9 protein-coding genes are annotated in these 17,128 nt (G+C 71.1%); 5 read left to right on the forward strand and 4 right to left on the reverse strand.

Going from position 1 to position 17,128, the window contains the following annotated elements:
• Nucleotides 1-17: 17 nt before the first annotated feature.
• The 3 genes from IPI43_20610 to ccsA are packed head-to-tail and all read right to left on the reverse strand — an operon-like array spanning nt 18 to nt 4,668.
• A complete protein-coding gene (locus IPI43_20610; protein ID MBK7776506.1) occupies nt 18-1,346 on the reverse strand; it encodes a carboxypeptidase regulatory-like domain-containing protein in 1,329 nt (442 codons plus the stop codon).
• Entirely contained in the window at nt 1,343-2,056 is a 714-nt protein-coding gene (locus IPI43_20615; GenBank protein MBK7776507.1) for a zinc ribbon domain-containing protein, read from the reverse strand. The genes IPI43_20610 and IPI43_20615 overlap by 4 nt, the downstream gene beginning before the upstream one ends.
• Nucleotides 2,053-4,668: a cytochrome c biogenesis protein CcsA gene (gene ccsA / locus IPI43_20620; GenBank protein ID MBK7776508.1), complete on the reverse strand. Its 2,616-nt coding sequence runs from the start codon at nt 4,666-4,668 to the stop codon at nt 2,053-2,055. The genes IPI43_20615 and ccsA overlap by 4 nt, the downstream gene beginning before the upstream one ends.
• A 117-nt stretch (nt 4,669-4,785) precedes the next feature.
• On the opposite strand from ccsA, the gene IPI43_20625 reads away from it, so the two are divergent.
• Nucleotides 4,786-6,486, forward strand: coding sequence for a TldD/PmbA family protein (locus IPI43_20625; GenBank protein MBK7776509.1), 1,701 nt, complete (start codon nt 4,786-4,788; stop codon nt 6,484-6,486).
• A gap of 36 nt (nt 6,487-6,522) precedes the next feature.
• Here IPI43_20625 and IPI43_20630 read toward each other — a convergent pair whose 3' ends face one another.
• A complete protein-coding gene (locus IPI43_20630) occupies nt 6,523-7,272 on the reverse strand; it encodes a YwiC-like family protein (protein MBK7776510.1) in 750 nt (249 codons plus the stop codon).
• A 568-nt stretch (nt 7,273-7,840) separates the two neighbouring features.
• Here IPI43_20630 and IPI43_20635 point away from each other — a divergent pair.
• The 4 genes from IPI43_20635 to IPI43_20650 are packed head-to-tail and all read left to right on the forward strand — an operon-like array spanning nt 7,841 to nt 16,824.
• Nucleotides 7,841-9,508: an AMP-binding protein gene (locus tag IPI43_20635; GenBank protein ID MBK7776511.1), complete on the forward strand. Its 1,668-nt coding sequence runs from the start codon at nt 7,841-7,843 to the stop codon at nt 9,506-9,508.
• 31 nt (nt 9,509-9,539) lie between these two features.
• A complete protein-coding gene (locus IPI43_20640; protein ID MBK7776512.1) occupies nt 9,540-10,361 on the forward strand; it encodes an ATP-binding protein in 822 nt (273 codons plus the stop codon).
• A gap of 11 nt (nt 10,362-10,372) precedes the next feature.
• Complete coding sequence (locus tag IPI43_20645; GenBank protein MBK7776513.1) at nt 10,373-11,215, forward strand: hypothetical protein; 843 nt, start codon at nt 10,373-10,375, stop codon at nt 11,213-11,215.
• Nucleotides 11,212-16,824 (forward strand): hypothetical protein, encoded by a 5,613-nt coding sequence (locus IPI43_20650; GenBank protein ID MBK7776514.1) that lies wholly within the window; start codon nt 11,212-11,214, stop codon nt 16,822-16,824. Before IPI43_20645 ends, IPI43_20650 begins: the two co-directional genes overlap by 4 nt.
• The last annotated feature ends 304 nt before the right edge of the window (nt 16,825-17,128 follow it).

Below are 17,128 nucleotides of genomic sequence, written 5' to 3' on the forward strand. Positions count from 1 at the left end.
GCGTGGGGCGCTAGGCGTCAGCGGGGCGACGAGTGGGCGCCTGCGGTGCGGGTGTCGCTCGAAGCCTTGATCCATGCGGCCAGCGCGTCCCGCAGCGAGGACCGCTCCCGGGCGTAGAACTCGGGGCCCACGTCGCCGGCGGCGTGCTGCGACTCGAGCACCGCGAGCTGCTCAAGCAGCTCGTCGCGCTGAGCTTGCCGCGCCGTGTCCAGCAGCGCCTGCGGGTCCTTGCGGCGCATCAGCATGAAGCCCCCGAGGAGCAGCAACAACACCGCGATGCCCACGGCGATGAGCCGCGCCGGACCCGGACCAGGGATGTCGTCCAGGGTGATCACGAGGTCGCCCAGCGGGCCCTCGGTGGCGTCGCGCTGAATGCCGGTGACCAGCATGCGCGTGGGGGACTCGTGGACGCGCGGGGCGGGCAGCCCAGCCACGCTGAGGCGCACGCCGGCGGCCTCCTCCGAGACCACCTGCACCGTACGCACGCGCAGCGGCAGGCCAGTGGCGAGCCGCATGGTGCCGGGGGTGATGGGGATGTCGAAGCCGTAGAGCAGCGCCTGCCCTCCGGGCGGGAGCGAGCCCTGCAGCACGAAGCCGTCGTCGTCCGGGACGATGCGCTGGTCGGTCATCATGGGCTGCGACTGGAAGCTCTGGAAGCCTTCGGGCAGTGAGAAGCGCAGGCCCTCCTCGGGCAGCCGGATGATGGCGTCGCCCCCGTTGACCAGCTGCACCTGCTGCACGAGGTGCAGCTTGCCGTTGGTGAACTCCACGCTGGTGTCGTACTGCCACACGAAGAGGAAGCGCGTGTCCGGCGTGACCGGCAGCTGCATGACCTCCACGCGGTAGCCCGCCTCGGCCGGCAGCCGGAAGGGCGTGGTGCTGGTGGTGGCGCCCTCGTCCACGAGGTTCACCCGGTAGGCCTGGTCCTCACCGGTGGGGAGGCCGCGAAACACCGCCATGCCGTTGGCGTCGGTGCGCGCCTCGCGCGAGGAGCGCGCCTGCTCCTGCGTCATGACGCCAAGACGCAAGAGCGCGCCCACGGCAGGCTGGTTGCGGAAGTCCCGCACGTGCACCTCGATGCTGCCGGGGGCCACGGACTCCATCATGCCGGAGACGGCCAGCGGGATGGCCTCGCCCGCGAGCTGCCGCATGCCGATGCTGGGCGCCTGGGTGGCCCCCGCCACGGTGGCCCGCGGGTTGGAGCCCGGCCCCGTCAGCACGTCGGCGGGCCCACGTGGGGCCTCCTGCGCTGGCTCGGGGGCAAGCTCTTCCTGCGCACGCGCTGCAATGGACGAGGAGGCGCCCACCAGCGAGAGGACCAACGCCCAACGGCGAACCTGCTTCATGACTTCTTCCCCGGCTCCGAGGGCTCCTCGACCAGCGCGCCGCCGCACTTCTTGCAGAACGTGGCGTCGGCGTCGTTGACGGTGTGACAGGCCGCGCACTCGAGCGGCGCCACGCGCGCGGAGCACTCGCAGCAGAACTCGGCGTCCGGCACGTTGGGCGCCATGCACTGCGGGCACAGCAAGTGGTTGTCCCGCGAGCCGCTGTCCGAGGCGCTCGGCTTCCCGCGCCGGCGGCGGCGAGGCGCGGGGGCCGCGGTCACGGCGCCGTCGGCCGCGCTCGCTGTTCCCTCGGGGGCGGAGGCGCGCCGCTTGGTCTGCGCGGCCAGCAGCTCGGCAGGCGCCATGGACTCGAGCGAGCTCCCGGCGAGGTACGCCTCGATCACGGCGTCGGCCTGCCCGCGGTAGGGCTCGAGCTCTTCGTCGAGGGCCTTGAGCACGTCCTTGGCCTCTTCGCGCAGCTGGGCGTCCACCACGGCGAAGTCCGCCGCATCGATCTTGCCCGCGTCGTGCTCGAAGCGCAGGTCGGCGAGGCCGTCCAGCAGGGCCGCCTTGCGCTCCAGCAGGCGCGCGCGCTCGCGATCGAGGCTCTCGGCCCCGCCCAGCTGCACCACGCCGAGCGCAGCGCGCACGCTCTGCCACACGAAGTACAGCGCCAGCAGCAAGCCGGCTGCGCCCAGCACCATGAAGAACCCGGGGATGACCGCGCTCATGACTCGTCCTCGAAGCGGCGCAGCTCGTCGTCGAGCGCGCTCTCGTAGCCCACGTCCGCAGGCGTTTGGTCCACGTGGGGGGCGGCGGCGCGGGCGGCCGCAGCCACCGCGTGAGCCGCCTGCCAGCGCCGCCCGATGACGATGACGCCGCCGCCGCCCAGCACCAGGGCGAGCAGCGGGGCCACCCACAGCACCTTCCGGCTGCCCTCGTCCGACGGGATGCTGATGGCCGCGTTGCCGTACTGCGCGCGGTAGCTGCGAATGAGCGTGTCGTTGGACTCACCGGCCGCCATGCGGGCGCGCAGCTCGGCGCGCTTGTCTTCCGCCCAGGTGCAGGCGCAGGTGTCGAGGGCCAAGCGCTCGCAGCTGCCGCAGTCGCACAAGAGCGTGCTGAACAGCTGACGCTCCTCGTGGTCGTGGATGACCACGGTGCCGGCGTGCGAGCTGCTGCTCCCGGACTGCGCCGAGGCCCACGCGGGCAAAGACGCGATGAGCGCGAGCAGCAGCGCCACGAACGCCGCCGTGGCGAGCCGGGCCAGCTTGCCGCGCGGTCCGCTGGTGCGTGCCTCTGCAGTCCCCAGCAGGTCCGACGTCTTGGGCCACAGCGAGATGACGCAGCCCAGCAGCACCAGCATGCCGCCGAACCAGATCCACCAGACCAGCGGGCGCACCTTCACCTGGAACGTGGCACGCCGGGTCATGGGGTCCACCGTGGCCATGATGACGTAGAGGTCTTCGCTGGGGCGGCTGTGGATGGCCACTTCCGTAGTGGGCATCTCGGGGCGCAGGCGATAGATGAACTTGGCCGGGCTGACGCGCTGGCCGGAACGGGCCCCGCTGCGCGTCAGCGTCATGTCCGTGAAGATCATCTGCTTGGTGGGGTCCACCTCGCGGCGCGGGCCGTCGTAGCGCAGGTCGTACTCGCCGAGGCTCATGGACGCGCCGGGCAACATGGCCGACTCCTCCGTGCGGTCGTACGCGGCGCCGGTGAAGCCCACGAACATGAAGACCACCCCGAGGTGCACGATGTACCCGCCGTAGCGCCTGCGTGCGCGCGCCACCAGCTTGAGCACGGCGCTGACCACGCCCTCGCCCTTGCGCATGCGCACCGCCGCGCCGCGCGCGAACTCTTGCAGGATGCTGGCCGACACGAACGCGCAGGTGAAGCTGGAGACCAGCGGGGCCGCGTTGTGGAATGCGCCCATGATGGCACCGAGGCCGCCGCTGTAGATGGTCTCGCCCTCCACGATGGCCGGCCGCCCGAGCGCGCCTCCGAAGGCCACGTGCAGGCCAGCCGCCACGAACGCGGCGGCGAAGGGCACGCGCAGCGACATGAGCAGGCTCTTGCCGCTGGCCTTGCGCCACGCGATGAGCGGACCGAGGCCGGCCAGGAACAGCAGCGCGAGCCCCAGCGGCGTCATCCACTCGTTGAAGAAGGGCGGCCCCACGGTGGCCTCCTCGCCGTACATCCAGTCCGAGATCTTGGGCCAGAGCGTGGCGCCCAACACCCCCACCATCATGCCGAGCAGGATCCAGTTGTTCACCAGGAAGGCGAACTCGCGGCTGAGCATGGACTCGATGCGGTGCGTGCCCACCAGCTTGGGCAGGCGGTACAGGATGGCGGCGGTGATGACCACGCCGAGGAACACCATGAACCACACGAAGTACTCGCCGATGTCGCTCTGCGCGAACGCGTGCACGCTGGCGATGAGCCCCGAGCGCGTGAGGAACGTGCCGAAGATGGTCATGAAGAACGTCAGGCACAGCAGGAAGACGTTCCAGACCTTGAGCATGCTGCGGCGCTCCTGGATGAGCGCGCTGTGCAGGTAGGCCGTGCCCGTGAGCCACGGCATGAAGGAGGCATTCTCGACCGGGTCCCAGGCCCAATACCCACCCCAGCCCAGCTCCTCGTAGCTCCAAAGGCAGCCCAGCAGGAGGCCCAGCGAGAGGAAAGCCCAGGTGACCATGGCCCAAGGCCGCGCCATGTGGACCCACTCGTTGTCCAACCGGCCCGAGAGCAGCGCCGCGAACACGATGGCGAAGGGCACCGACCAGCCCACGAAGCCCATGTAGAGCGAGGGCGGGTGGATGGCCATCCAGTAGTTCTGCAGCAGCGGGTTCAGGCCCTCGCCGTCCGGCGGGCCGCCGTCCAGGTACGTGGCGAACGGGTTGGCGGGGAACAGCATGAGCACGCCGAAGAACAGGAAGATGCCCATCAGCGTGGCCAGCACGTAGGGCTGCAGCTCCACGTAGCGGCCGCGCATCCACACGGTGAGGGCGGCCGTGTAGCCCGAGAGCAGGAACGTCCACCACAGCAGCGATCCGTCTTGGCCGCCCCAGAGAGACGTCACCAGGTACGTCCAGGGCATGCTGCGGTCGCTGTAGCGCGCGATGTACGTGATGCGGAAGTCGTGGGTCTGGAAGGCGTAGCCCAGCACCGCCACGGCCATGAGCACGAAGGCGCAGGTGGCGTAGGTGCCGGCGCGGGCGGCGACCAGCAAGTGCAGGCGCCCGCTGGCAGCCCCGAGGCTCATCGCCAGGGTGTAGGCGGCGCTGACCAGGATCAGGCAGAGCGCGAGGTTGCCGAGGAAGGGGATGTCGGGGGTCAGCACGGCTCGGACCATACCCCTTGGCCCGTGCCGATGCACACGCTCCCGGCTGGGGCGCATCTGGGCCTCGCGTGACGGCCGTGCGACAGCGGGGCGCCGGTCTGCTAGCGTCCGCCGCCTATGGTGACCCCTTCGTCTCGGCCCAGCCCGGGTCTCTACGACCGCTTTGGTGGGCTCTACACGCCGCGCGAGCTGACCACGCTCGGCCGCTACCTCTCGGAGGAGCTCTCGCGCAGTAAAGAGCTCCTCTCGCGCCCCGGCCACCCGAAGGTCTGCTTTCTGTCGTATCTGCTGCGCAACGAGCGCCGCGAGACCGTGCGCGCGCGCCTCGGGGCCATCGCCGAGCACCGCGTGGACACGCGCACCCACGTGTTCTGCGACGTGCGCGTGGGGAGCTACCGCTACGACCAGGTGGCGCAGGGCGGCCTCGAGGACAACGCCACCGACGACGAGAGCATGCGCTACATCGAGATGCCCACGGAGGTGTCGGAAGATGCCTACCGCGTGGCCCTCTGGCGCCTGACCGAAGCGCGCTACCGCGAGGCGGCGGTGCAGTACTACGCGCGCAAGAGCGACGAGGTCCACTACGTGGACGAGGCCCGCAAGCTCCCGGCGCGGCGGCGCATGGAGGGCGAACGCTACAGCCGGCTCGAGCGCTATCCCGAGCTGGACGTGGAGCGCTGGCGGCACGTGTTGAAGCGCGCGTCGTCCTTGCTGCGCAACAGCCCCGACATCCAGGTGTCCGAGATCGAGCTGTCGGCCTGGCACCGGCAGCAGCGCTTCGTGTCCACCGAGGGCGCCGACATCGCCGAGCAGCGCGTGGTCTACGACCTGCACGCCACCTTCTGGATGCTGGCGCCGGGCGGCTATCGCGTGGAGCAAGAGGTCAGCTTCGTGACTGGCGAGGCCGACGAGCTGCCCGACGAGCAGGGCATCCTGGCGCTGGTCCGCGAGCGCATCGCCCTGCTGCGCAAGATCGCGGTAGCGCCGCACCTGCCGTCGTACACGGGGCCGGTGTTGCTGGCGCCCGTGCCGGCGGGGCTCTTCTTCCACGAGGTCATCGGACACCGCCTCGAGGGCTCGCGCCTGCTGTCCTCGGATGAAGGGGCCACGTTCGCCAACCTGCGCGGCAAGCCCATCGCGCCCCCCTTCGTGGACATCATCGACGACCCCACGCTCAAGCGCTTCCGCGGCAAGAGCCTGATCGGCAGCTTCCGCTACGACGACGAGGGCGTGCCCGCCCAGCGCGCCACGCTGGTGGAGCGCGGCGTCCTGCAGGGCTTCCTGACCACGCGCACGCCCATCCCCGGCCAGCGCGAGCTCAACGGCCACGCCCGCGCGGCGCGCCACGAGCGGCCCATCTCGCGCATGGGCAACCTCATCGTCACGAGCCGCGCTCCGCAAGACCCGGACACGCTGTTCGCCACGTTCTTGGAGGAGATTCGGAGGCGAAAGCTGCCCTACGGCATCCACGTGCTGGCCACGCTGGGCGGCGAGACCGACACGCGCAGCTACGACTTCCAGGCGTTCAAGGGCGAGATCATGCACGCCGAGCGTGTCACGCCGGACGGGCAGCGCGAGCTGTGCCGGGGTGTGGACTTCGTGGGCACCCCGCTGTCGGCGCTGGACTCGCTGGTGGCCCTGGGCGACGACGTGACGGTGGACAACGCCTACTGCGGCGCCGAGTCCGGGATGATCCCCGTGTCCACGGTGGCCCCCAGCGCGCTCATGTCCAACCTGGAGCTGCAGTCGAAGGACCGCCAGCGCTTCGCGCCCTTCGCGCTGCCGCCGCCGCCCATCAACCGCCGCCCGCAGCCCTGACGCGCACGGGCCCTCGCGCCCCTCGAGCGCGGGCCCTCAAGCGAACGCCAGCACCGCGAACGTGGCCACCTTGGCCGCAGCGAGCGACCAGCCCACCACCCGCAGGTGGCGCGGGTGCGGGCGCACGCGCAGCAGCACCGCCGCCACGCCCAGCGTGGGCGCGAACGCCCACGCGAAGTACGCCGGGACGTCCCCCCGCAGCGCCGCCGCGCCCACCAGCACGAGCGCCACGAGCACCGTCAGCCAGCCCACGTAGACGGCCAGCCCAGCCTCCCGCTGCCGCTTGGGGATGAGCTCCCGCACGGTGAGCATGGACGCCGTCCCCACCGCCGCGAACACCCCCGCGGTCAGCACGGCGTCGCGCACCGCCCACCCGTTGGCCAACATGACCGGCACCCCACCCGCCGCCGCGCTCAGCGCCAGCAGCAGCGTGCCCACCCCGCTCTTCTCGAGCCCCCGCACGGAGAGCGCCACCAACCCCAGCCCGAGCGCCGCAGGCCCCAGCACGCTCCAGCGCGTGACCGCGTCGGCGTGCACCAACGCGTACCCTCCCGCGACCAGCGCCAGCCCGCCACGAGCCAGCAGCGCCAGCCACGCGCGCCCCCCGAGTTCCCGCCGCGCCCGCCCGCCACGCTGCGCCAGCAACACCAGCGCCGGCTCGTGCGCCAAGAACAGCGCCACCGCCGCCACGGCAAACCCCACGCCCACGAGTGACCCGTCCCCCCGGCAGAACGCGGTGAGCAGCGGCGCCAACACCAGCGCATACGCCCCGTGCTCCCGAGGCATCAACCAAGAGCCCGCCGCAGGCGAGCCCTTCGGACCTGCCGCCTGAGCGCTCATCATCGCACCGGCGTTCATCGCCCGGCGTGGTGCAAAGCCCATTCCAGGCCGAAAACGTGGCGTTTCGCGAGTTCGCCGCGCGCGAACCCGCCCTCCCCCGCGCACCTCTTGCGCGCTCCACCCCCATCCGCGCTCCGGCGCGCCCCATCGTTTCCATGAGTCCCGGACTGGCGGACCCAGTCGCGCCCCGAACGACCCAGTCGCGCTCCGACCGACCCAGTCGAGCCCCCGGCAGGCCCAGATGGCGCCGACGTCGCGCCCCCCGGATGCCCGGCCGACGCGTCACCGAGGAGAGCGACGGGCGCCCTGGGCAGCGGGGCTTGGGGGGGCCCTATTTCAAGCGTCCGCAGGAGGACGCGCGAAATGGGGAGGTCACCAGAGGGAGCGCCTGCGCGACCGCCCCCCGCAGACGGGTGCCCGTCGCCCTCCCCACGATCACGCCACCCACACTTGCACCCAGGCGGGTTGGCCGGCAACATCCCCCGGCCTGCCTCATGCAGGCGGAGGCCAAACGATGAGTGAATCACAGCTCCTGCTCGACCGCGTCTACCACTGGGAAAAGACCGCTCCGAACCAGCTCTACATGACGCAGCCGTGTGGCGCGGCTCCCGTCCAAGAGTTCACGTGGAAGCGCACGATGGACGAGGCGCGGCGCATGGCGTCCTACATCGCGGCGCAGAACCTCCCGGCCGGCTCGCGCATCGGCATCCTCTCGAAGAACTGCGCGCACTTCATCATGAGCGACCTGGCCATCTGGATGGCCGGTCACGTGTCCGTGGCGCTGTACCCGACGCTGGCCGCCGACACGGTGGGCTACTGCTTGCAGCACTCGGACGTGAAGCTGCTGTTCGTGGGCAAGCTGGACGGCTGGGACGGCATGAAGCCGGGTGTGCCCGCTGGCCTGCCCTGCGTGAGCTACCCGCTCAGCCCGCCGAACGACTTCCCAACCTGGGACAAGCTCATCAAGGAGCACGAGCCCATCGCCGGGAACCCCACGCGCCCCGCGGGGGACCTCGCCATCATCGTCTACACGTCGGGCTCCACCGGGCAGCCCAAGGGCGTGATGCACAGCTTCGGCACCATGAGCGTCGCGGCCAGCAACTTCGTCAAGATGTTCAGCGTGAACCAGAGCGACCGGTTCATCAGCTACCTGCCGCTGGCGCACGTCTTCGAGCGCGCCGCCATCGAGTGCCTGAGCATCTTCTCGGGCGGCCAGGTCTTCTTCGCCGACTCGCTCGACACCTTCGTGGAGGACATCAAGCGCGCGCGCCCCACGCTCTTCCAGAGCGTCCCGCGCCTGTGGCTCAAGTTCCAGCTCGGCGTGTTCTCGAAGATGCCGCCCAAGAAGCTGGGGCTCTTCCTGAAGATCCCCATCCTCAACGGCATCGTGCGCAAGAAGGTGCTCACGGGCCTCGGCCTGCAGGACACGCGCCTCGCCATCAGCGGCTCGGCGCCCATCCCGCCGGAGCTCGTGGGCTGGTACCGCAGCCTGGGCCTCGAGCTGCTCGAGGGCTACGGCATGAGCGAGAACTTCTGCTACTCGCACATGGCGCGTCCTGGCCGCGTGCGCCCGGGCTACGTGGGTGAGCCCGATCCGGGCTGCGAGGTGCGCATCAGCGAAGAGGGCGAGATCCTGGTGAAGAGCCCGGCCGACATGCTGGGCTACTACCTGGACGACGAGCGCACGCGCGAGTCGTTCACGGCCGACGGCTTCCTGAAGACCGGCGACCGCGGCGAAGAGGACGAGCTGCGCCGCCTGAAGATCACGGGCCGCGTGAAGGAGCTCTTCAAGACGTCGAAGGGCAAGTACGTGGCGCCCGCGCCCATCGAGAACCTGATCAACACGAACCCCAACGTGGAAGTCAGCTGCGTGAGTGGCTCCGGGCGGCCGTCCGCCTACGCGTCCATCATGCTGGCGCCCGACAAGAAGGCGAAGCTGGCTGACCCCGCCGTGAAGGCGGCCGTCACGGCGGAGCTCGAGGAGCTGCTGGACAGCGTCAACTCGAAGATCGAGAACTACGAGGAGATGCAGTTCTTCGTGGTGGTGAAGGACGACTGGCAGATCGAGAACGGCTTCTTGACGCCCACCATGAAGATCAAGCGCAACGTGATCGAGGACACCTACGACCCGAAGTTGGATTCCTGGTACGGCAGCAAGAAGAAGGTCGTCTTCGAGGAGTGAGGATCGGAGCACGTTCGGGTAACCTCCGCACGTGCCCTATCGTCAGAGAGACGTCGACGAGCGCCCCCCCGAAGAAGAGCAGGCGGGCATCGTCGGCGACCTGGTGCGCCAGTTCGCCGACCCCTACGCCTTCTTCCGGGAGCTGGTGCAGAACGCCATCGACGCCGGCAGCACGGACATCCGCGTGGACATCGCGCGCGACGCCGAGGGTGCGCTGCTGTTCTCGGTGAGCGACGCCGGCGAGGGGATGGACCGCGACATCCTCGAGAACAAGCTGCTGGTGCTGTTCCGCTCCGGCAAGGAGGGCGTCGAGGGGAAGATCGGCAAGTTCGGCATCGGCTTCGTCTCCGTGCTGGCCATCAAGCCATCCGTCGTGAAGGTGCAGTCCACGCGCGCAGGCAAGGGCCACACGCTGCACCTCTACGCCGACCACTCCTACGAGCTGTTCGAGCACCCGCCCGCAGCGTCGGGCACCACCGTCACGCTGGTGGTCCCCATCCCGAAGCAGAAGGCCGACGCGCGGATCAAGGAGCATGTGCAGCGCTCGCGCGTGTCGCTGCAGCGCTGGTGCGAGCACGCCCAGATCCCCATCCGGCTGCGGGTGGACGAGAGTGCCTTCGGCGACGGGGGGGTGGAGCGCATCGACCGCGAGCTGCAGCTGGACGGCGTGCTGTGCTCCGTTCGGGTGGCCAGCTCCGACGGCCACACCATCGTCTTGGCCGGCCTCCGGGGCAGCGAAGGGCAACGCGCCGCGTTCTACAACCGCGGGCTGCTGCTGACCGAGACGGAGGAGCCGCTGGGCTTCCCGGGTCTGGTGCTGAAGGTGCAAGACTCGAGCTGGAGCACACGCTGAGCCGCGACAACGTGCGGCGTGACCAGCGCTTCCACCGCGCCCTCGAGCGTGCACGCAGCGTGGTGGACACCGCCCTCCGCCGCGCCGTGCACGACGCGCTGCACACTGCCACCCAGAGCGCGACGGACTACCACCAGCTCGCCACGGCGGTGGCGCACAGCCCGCTCGACCCCGTGGGGCTGCCGCTGCGTCTGCTGCATCCACGCGTGGCGAGCAGTCCGCAGGGCGCGCCGTCCGGGGAGCATGCCTACGTGCCCGCCGCCAACCGAAGCGAGCCGCTGCGCGGCGCTCGCGGGGAGACGGACCTCACGCTGCTGCTCGCGAAGCGCGGCGAGCTGCTCATCGATCTCGGCGCCATCCCCGACGCCTACGCGCGCCGCCTGCACAGCCGGGGCATCCGACTGGACGAGAGCTGGAGCGAGGCGCTGTCCGCGGTGGAGCTCACCCCTCCCGAGCGCGGGTCGAGCGACGAACGTCTGCTGGCGCGCGTGACCCAGGCGCTGAGCGACGCGTACCGCGACCCACGTGACGTGCAGCTCGGGAAGATCCGCGGGGCCCACGCCAACAGCCTGTGCATTGGGCAGCCCGACTCTCGCGGCCGGCCCACGAACCCGTTCACGCTGCTGCCTTTCTTTCGGGTGCCGCTGATCCTCAACGTGAGCCACCCGCTGGTGATCGCGGCGCGGCGCCATGGCGTGGACGCCCCCGACTTCGCGGCCGACATGCTGACGCGCGCCATCCTGCGGTCACACGAAGCGCTCACGCCGGCGCGCAGCGAACGGCTGCTCACGAACACCCTGGCAGAGCTGCTGGGCGACGTGCCCAACACGCCCGACACCCAGGAGGCCCCGTGAGCACGCGCCGGGTCGCAGGCCCCGGCCGCAAAGTGTCCACGGGGCACCTCCGCGTGGACACCGCGCGCGCGGTGCAAAAGCTGCGCGAGTACCAGCTGGCCGAGCCCGCGAGCTGGGTGCTCGAGGTGCTGCGCGCCGCCATCACGCTCGGGGCCACGCGGCTCACGGTGGCGGGCGACGCCAGCGACATCTCCATCTCGTGGGAGGGCGGGCTCCTGGACGATGAGACCATGCGCACCGTGCTGGACGAGCTGGTGAACCCCGGCGAGTCCCGCCGCGACGGCGCCATCCGCAGGCTGGCCATCGGGCTCAACACCGCGCTCGGGCTCATGCCGCGCCGCGTGGACCTCGAGCGGACGGACGCCGACGGGCAGCGCACCCGCGTGCGCTACACCAGCGACCTGCTCGACCCGCCGGGACCTGGCGAGACCTTGCAGGAGACGGGCGCAGGCCTGACCCACCTGGCGGCCGAGCGCGTGGCCCCCGCCGACGCCGGCGCGCGGCCGGGGATGCGCGTGACCATGCGGCGCCGCACGGGGTTCGACTCCTTCCGTCGCTTCCTGGGGCGCGCCGAGCCCGATGAGCTGCGCCTGGTGCGGGAGTGCGCCGACGACGTGCCGGTTCCGCTGCACATCGGCGACGACGTGCTGGACCGGGACGACTCTCCCAACGACCTCTTGCGCATCCCGCTGGCCGCTGGCCTCGAGGGCTTCGTCGCGCTGGTGGACGCCGACTCCACCGCCGCGGGCAACCAGCCGGCCTGGGTGGACTTCGCCGAGCGCGGCGTGATCCTCTCGCGCGCGCCGTTGCCCCTCCCGAACCCGTGGAGGGACCCTCGCGTCAGCGTGCCCATCCGCCTGTTCCTCGACCGGCACGCGCTGCCCACCAACGCATCGCGCTCGGCCGTGCGCATGGACGACTCGCTCCGCACGGCGCTCGACGTCGCGGCCGAGCGTGTCCCGCGGCTGCTCGAGGAGACCCACCGGCTGCTGCTGGGTGAGACCAGCGAGCTGGCGCAGCAGCCCGGGGTCACGCGCACGGCCCCTGCGGCGCGGCACCACCGCCTGCGCAAGAGCGTGCTGCACCTCATCGCGGCATACGTCCGCGGGAAGCCGTGGCGCTTCGACGAGGAGACGATGCCCGCCGAGCTGCAGCCGCTGATGGCGCTGCCCCTGCTGCGCGACGCGGTGGGAGCTCCCGCGAGCGTGCTCGACTTCGCGGAGAGCGACGGGATGGTCTACCGCGGGCAGGTGCCGCTCTCGGCCGAGCTCTACGGGGACAGCCTGCACAAGATGCCGTTCATTCCGCCCGGCGACGCGGCCAGCGTGCTGGTCCCCGACGGAACGTACGACGCCGAGCGGGTGAACAAGCTGCTGGAGCAGGCCGCGGAGGAGGTGCGCGCGAAGGCCGTGTTCCTGACCGGCGCCACCACCACACCCACGGTTCCGTCCACGGATGACGACGCATGGGTGGTGGTCCCCGTGCGCGCAGCGCGAAAAGACTCCTTCCTGGCCCACGAGCCGCTGCCACCCAAGGACATCGAGGGCGAGGTGGCGCTGTACGCCACGTCAGGGACACCGCGCGGGCGCATCACCTTTCTGCACGCGTCCCGGCCCATCGAAGAGCTGCTGATGCCCGCGCCGTGCAGCTACGTGGCGGTGGTCGCATGCCCTCGGCTCATCCCGCTCCCGGACTACCGGGGTCTCGGAGACCACGACGTGCGCCGCGAGGTGGTGCGCGCGGTGGAGCGCGCTGTTCTGGTGGCCGCAGAGCTTGCTGCAGGGCTGCTGCTGGGCAACGCCGTCGACGTGAGTGGCGCGCGGGTGCTGCGCGGAGCGCCGCCGGCCAGCGGGCCGACGCCCGAGCACCTGCGCGCGCTGCAGGCCGCCCACGCCCGTGCGCAGACGCGTGCCGGTGAGCGCCCGCACTGCGAGGCCTCGCCCCTCGCGCAAGTGCGCTGCATCCCGGTGCTGCACCCGGATGGCGAGCACCGCATGGAGTCGGCGCTGGATGTCGTGGCCCGCGCGCGCGTGACCAAGGCGCTGCTCTACCGCGTGGCGCGCGGCAGGCAGTCCCCGGGCCCGTTCCCACTCGCCGTGGCAGACGCGGACAGCGCTGCGGTGCTGGCGGCCATCGCGGGCGTCCCTGCTGCCCGCTTGGACCCCTCATCACGCTCTGGCCCGTGGGTCCCGCACATCGAAGCCGACGCCGTGCTGCGCGTGCGCGGCGAGGGCTTCGTCGGCGAGATCGGCTGGGGCGACGTGGAGAGTGTCTGGTCGCTCTACCGCGACGCGGTGGAGCTCGAGCGGACCGCGCTCAGCCCGAACATCTTGCCGGCCACGGTGCACATCGACGACGCGCGAGTGATCGTGGACGCGGCCACCGGGAAGGTCGTGCTGCGCCCCAACCTCCACGAGCTGCTCGGCGAGTGGGAGCGTGCCCTGCTCGGCGCGCTGATCGCCGGGGCCCGTGGCGAGCCTCCGCCCGAGCTGCGCGTCCGGCAGCCCACCGACGTGGCGCGCCAGCTGTGCCGCGCCATGGCACTGGCGCCGCGTCCCTTCCGCAAGCACTTCGACCGCGAGTATCGCCACCTGTCCGACGCGCTGCAGCTGCCCACCGCGCGCGGAGGCTCGATCTCGCTGGCCACGCTGCGCGCGAAGCAGACCGCGTGGGCGCTCCCGCCGGGAGCACGCATTACGTTCGACCACCCGGAGTTCCAGCCGGTGGTGCTGGACAGCGCTTGGAGTTCATGGGTGAAGACGGTCCTCGGGCGCGAGCTCCGTGACGGGACCGAGGTGCAGCACGAGTTCGCACGCCAAGCGGGAGGCGCAGCGCAGCGGGAGCGCGTGATGAGCAGGTCGCCCGTGCCCGCCCCCGTGTTGGACCCCACGGACCCCTTCCAGCGTGGCGTGCAGCGGCGCGAGATCACCGGGGTGGTGCGGGTGCCGAGTACGCCCCCCTTCACGATCGCGCTGACGGTGTCGGGCAGGCCCCTCTGTGAGGTGCCTGCTCCCCTCGAGCTGCCGTTCTCCGGGCAGCTGGACATGCACCCGTCCCTGGTGGACGCGGCGTGGGACGGGCTCGCCGACGCCGGTCGCTCGGCGCTCGCCACCCTCCTGCGCGATGAGCTCGAGGCGGTGCTGGTCGCCATCGCGACGGACCGCCCCAGCGAGCTCCATTCGGCACGAGGGGAAGCGCTGGTGAAAGCCTGGGCTGGCCAGCGCGGCGGGCGCAAGGGTGACGCACGCGTGCGCGAAGCCCTGAGCCACGCCCGCGCATGGCCCAGCATCCAGGGTCCTGCCGTGTCGTTGCTGGAGGCCAAGCGTAAAGGTCGCATCCAAGCGGCCGTGTTCCAAGGCACCTGGCTCGAGGCCCGCAAGGGCGAGCGCAAGGTCCAGCAAGACCACCCCGTCGTTTCCGCCACAGCGCCCATCGCCAACAGCGCGCTCGCGCGCTTCGCTGCGCTCGTGGACGTTGGCCCGCTCACCGACACCACCCACGCGGTGCAGCAGCTGCAGTCACGCAGGCGCGTGGAGCAGGGCGAGAGCGAGCTGCCGCGCCTAGGGCGGCCCGATGCCATCGCCATCGCCAAGCTGCTGAAAGACGACGCCCGGCTGCTCACGAGCCTGGGCCTCGGCGAGGCGCGGCTGGCGCTCGACGCCCAAGGCTCGAACCCCAGCACCGCCTACCTCCACGTGCAGGGCCAGCGTGTCGGCTCGCAGGCGCTCGCGGTGTTCCCGCCCGTGGAGCTGGCCTTCGAAGCCAGCGGCTACCTCCCGGAGGGCAAGCCCGCGAGCGTGGACAAGCGCAAGCTGACCATGCTCACCCAGCGCGTGCAGCGCCTGGCGAACCGGCTCGTGCAGCGCGCGTTCGAACAGGGAGAGGCAACCACTCAGCTTCGGCGCGCCACGCGGTTCGCCTGGCTGGGCCAGAAGGTGATCGAAGACGCGCTCGTGGAAGAGCTGCCGCTCCTGGAAACCACCTCGGGCGGCTGGACCAGCCTGGCCGAGCTGCGCGCGGCCGAAGCCAGCCAGGGCCCGGCGTGGTTCACCACCGAGCTCTCGAGCCAAGTCGTACCGGACGAAGTGGGGCGCGTGGCCATCCGCCTCACCCCGGGCGAGGCGAAGACGCTCGGCACGCAGCTGGCGCTCGAGGACGCCACCGAGGCGCTCGCCGTGCAAGCCGTCCGCATCGCCAACAAGAACCGGCCGAAGACCAAGAGCCTCGACGCACGCGACACGCTGGCCATCCTGTCGAAGCAGCCGAAGACAGCGCTGCTGGCGTACGCCGAGCTCGAGCCGAGCGCGGAGCACACGGCCCGCGGCTCGCTCGTGGTCCTGACCCCCGGGTCTTCGTCGCTCTTGGGCCTGTTCGTGCATCACGAGCTCCACCCGCTGGGAGCGTTCCCATGTCCGTCCGACTGGCCCGCCCTGGTCGTGGTGGACGACCCCACCCTCACGCCCAACGTGCGCTACGACGAGCCGAAGAAAGACGCGCGCTGGGACGCCCTGCTGTGGCAGGTCGCGGCCGCCACCCGCGCCGCGCTGCGCAAGCGCTTCGACCCCGGCGACGACTTCGGCACGCGCCACGTGGACCTGAAGCTGCCGAGCGGGACGATGGGTGTGGGCGTCATCGGGCTCGGCGACCCGCTGACCGCGGGCGAACTCGTGGTGATGCGACATCAACAAGAGCTCCTGCGCGACCTCCCGCTGCGTGGCGAGGTGTTCGTGTGCCTCGGGCCCGCGCGTGGGTCGCGGGGAGACGTCGGCATGCCAGAGACGCTGGCCATCGCCCGGGCCGCCTATGGCGAGCTGCTGCTGGACCTCGCCAACGCGCTGGCCGGCGTGCCGCTCGTGGACCCCGAGCTCGCGCCCTCGTGGGCGAGGGACACGGCAGGGTGGTCGGCCGACGAGCTGGAGTTTGCGCAGGCGCACGTGGTGCTCGGGGCCTTGCGGGGCTCGCTGCCGCCTGCCCACGCGGTGAATGACGAGCTGATGCTGCCGTGCTTCCGACCGCTGCCCATCACGCTGCGCGCCGCGCGTGAACTGCTGGCCGGCACCCGCACGGTCTACTCGGTGGAGCCAGACGGCCCCGACGCACACGGGGCGGACCCCAACCTGGTGGTGGACGACTCGCTGCTCAGCCGCGTCATCGCGGGCGAGCTGGGGGCCCGCGTGCGCCGTGTGCGTCGCTGGCGGGCGCAGCCTCCGGTCCAGCTGCCTGACCCGGAGCCGTTCGTGGCTGCGGCACATGCCCCGACGGCGCTACCCATGCCCCACCCGCTGGCCAAGCTGGTGGAGGAGCTCAGAGAGCTGCTGGCCGCCACGGCGGAGTTGGGTGCGCGGGGGCCCATCCGCGTGGGGATTAGCTCACGGCGACGCGAACCCATGCTGGCCGTCGATCCGACTGTCGATCAGGTGGTGCTGGCCGGCGGGAACGCGGCGCTGCGCACCATCGCCGAGGCGCTCGCCGAAGACGACCCGCAGCGCGGCCGACGCGCGGCGATGGCGCTCGCCGCTCACGTGCTCGCGCTGCTGGACGACACTGCGGCCAAGGGAAACCGCCCCGACCAGCTGCGTGTGCTGGAGGAGTGGCTCGTCCCGCGCTGAGGATTTCTTCGGAGCGGGAATGTAACGGAGCCGTCCGGCGTCCCACTTACGTAGTGTGACTCACTGGTGACGACACCCCATCGCGCTGCTACGCTGGTTAAACAGGTCCGGCGTCCGCAGCTCTGAGCCACGAACGCCGCCCCCGAAATCTACGCCCTACCCAAGGTCGCTAAGTCACTCGACAAGTCACTCAAGCTAATCAAGGTCGGAACCAGACCGCACAATGCCGGGCAAGGGAAGCGCGCGGTCTGGTTCCTAAAGCAAGACCCTGTGAGTGTGCAACATGAGTGCCAGGCGCGCGGGC

The sequence above is a fragment of the Sandaracinaceae bacterium genome (assembly GCA_016706685.1).
Taxonomy (GTDB): Bacteria; Myxococcota_A; Polyangia; order Polyangiales; family Houyiibacteriaceae; genus JADJJE01.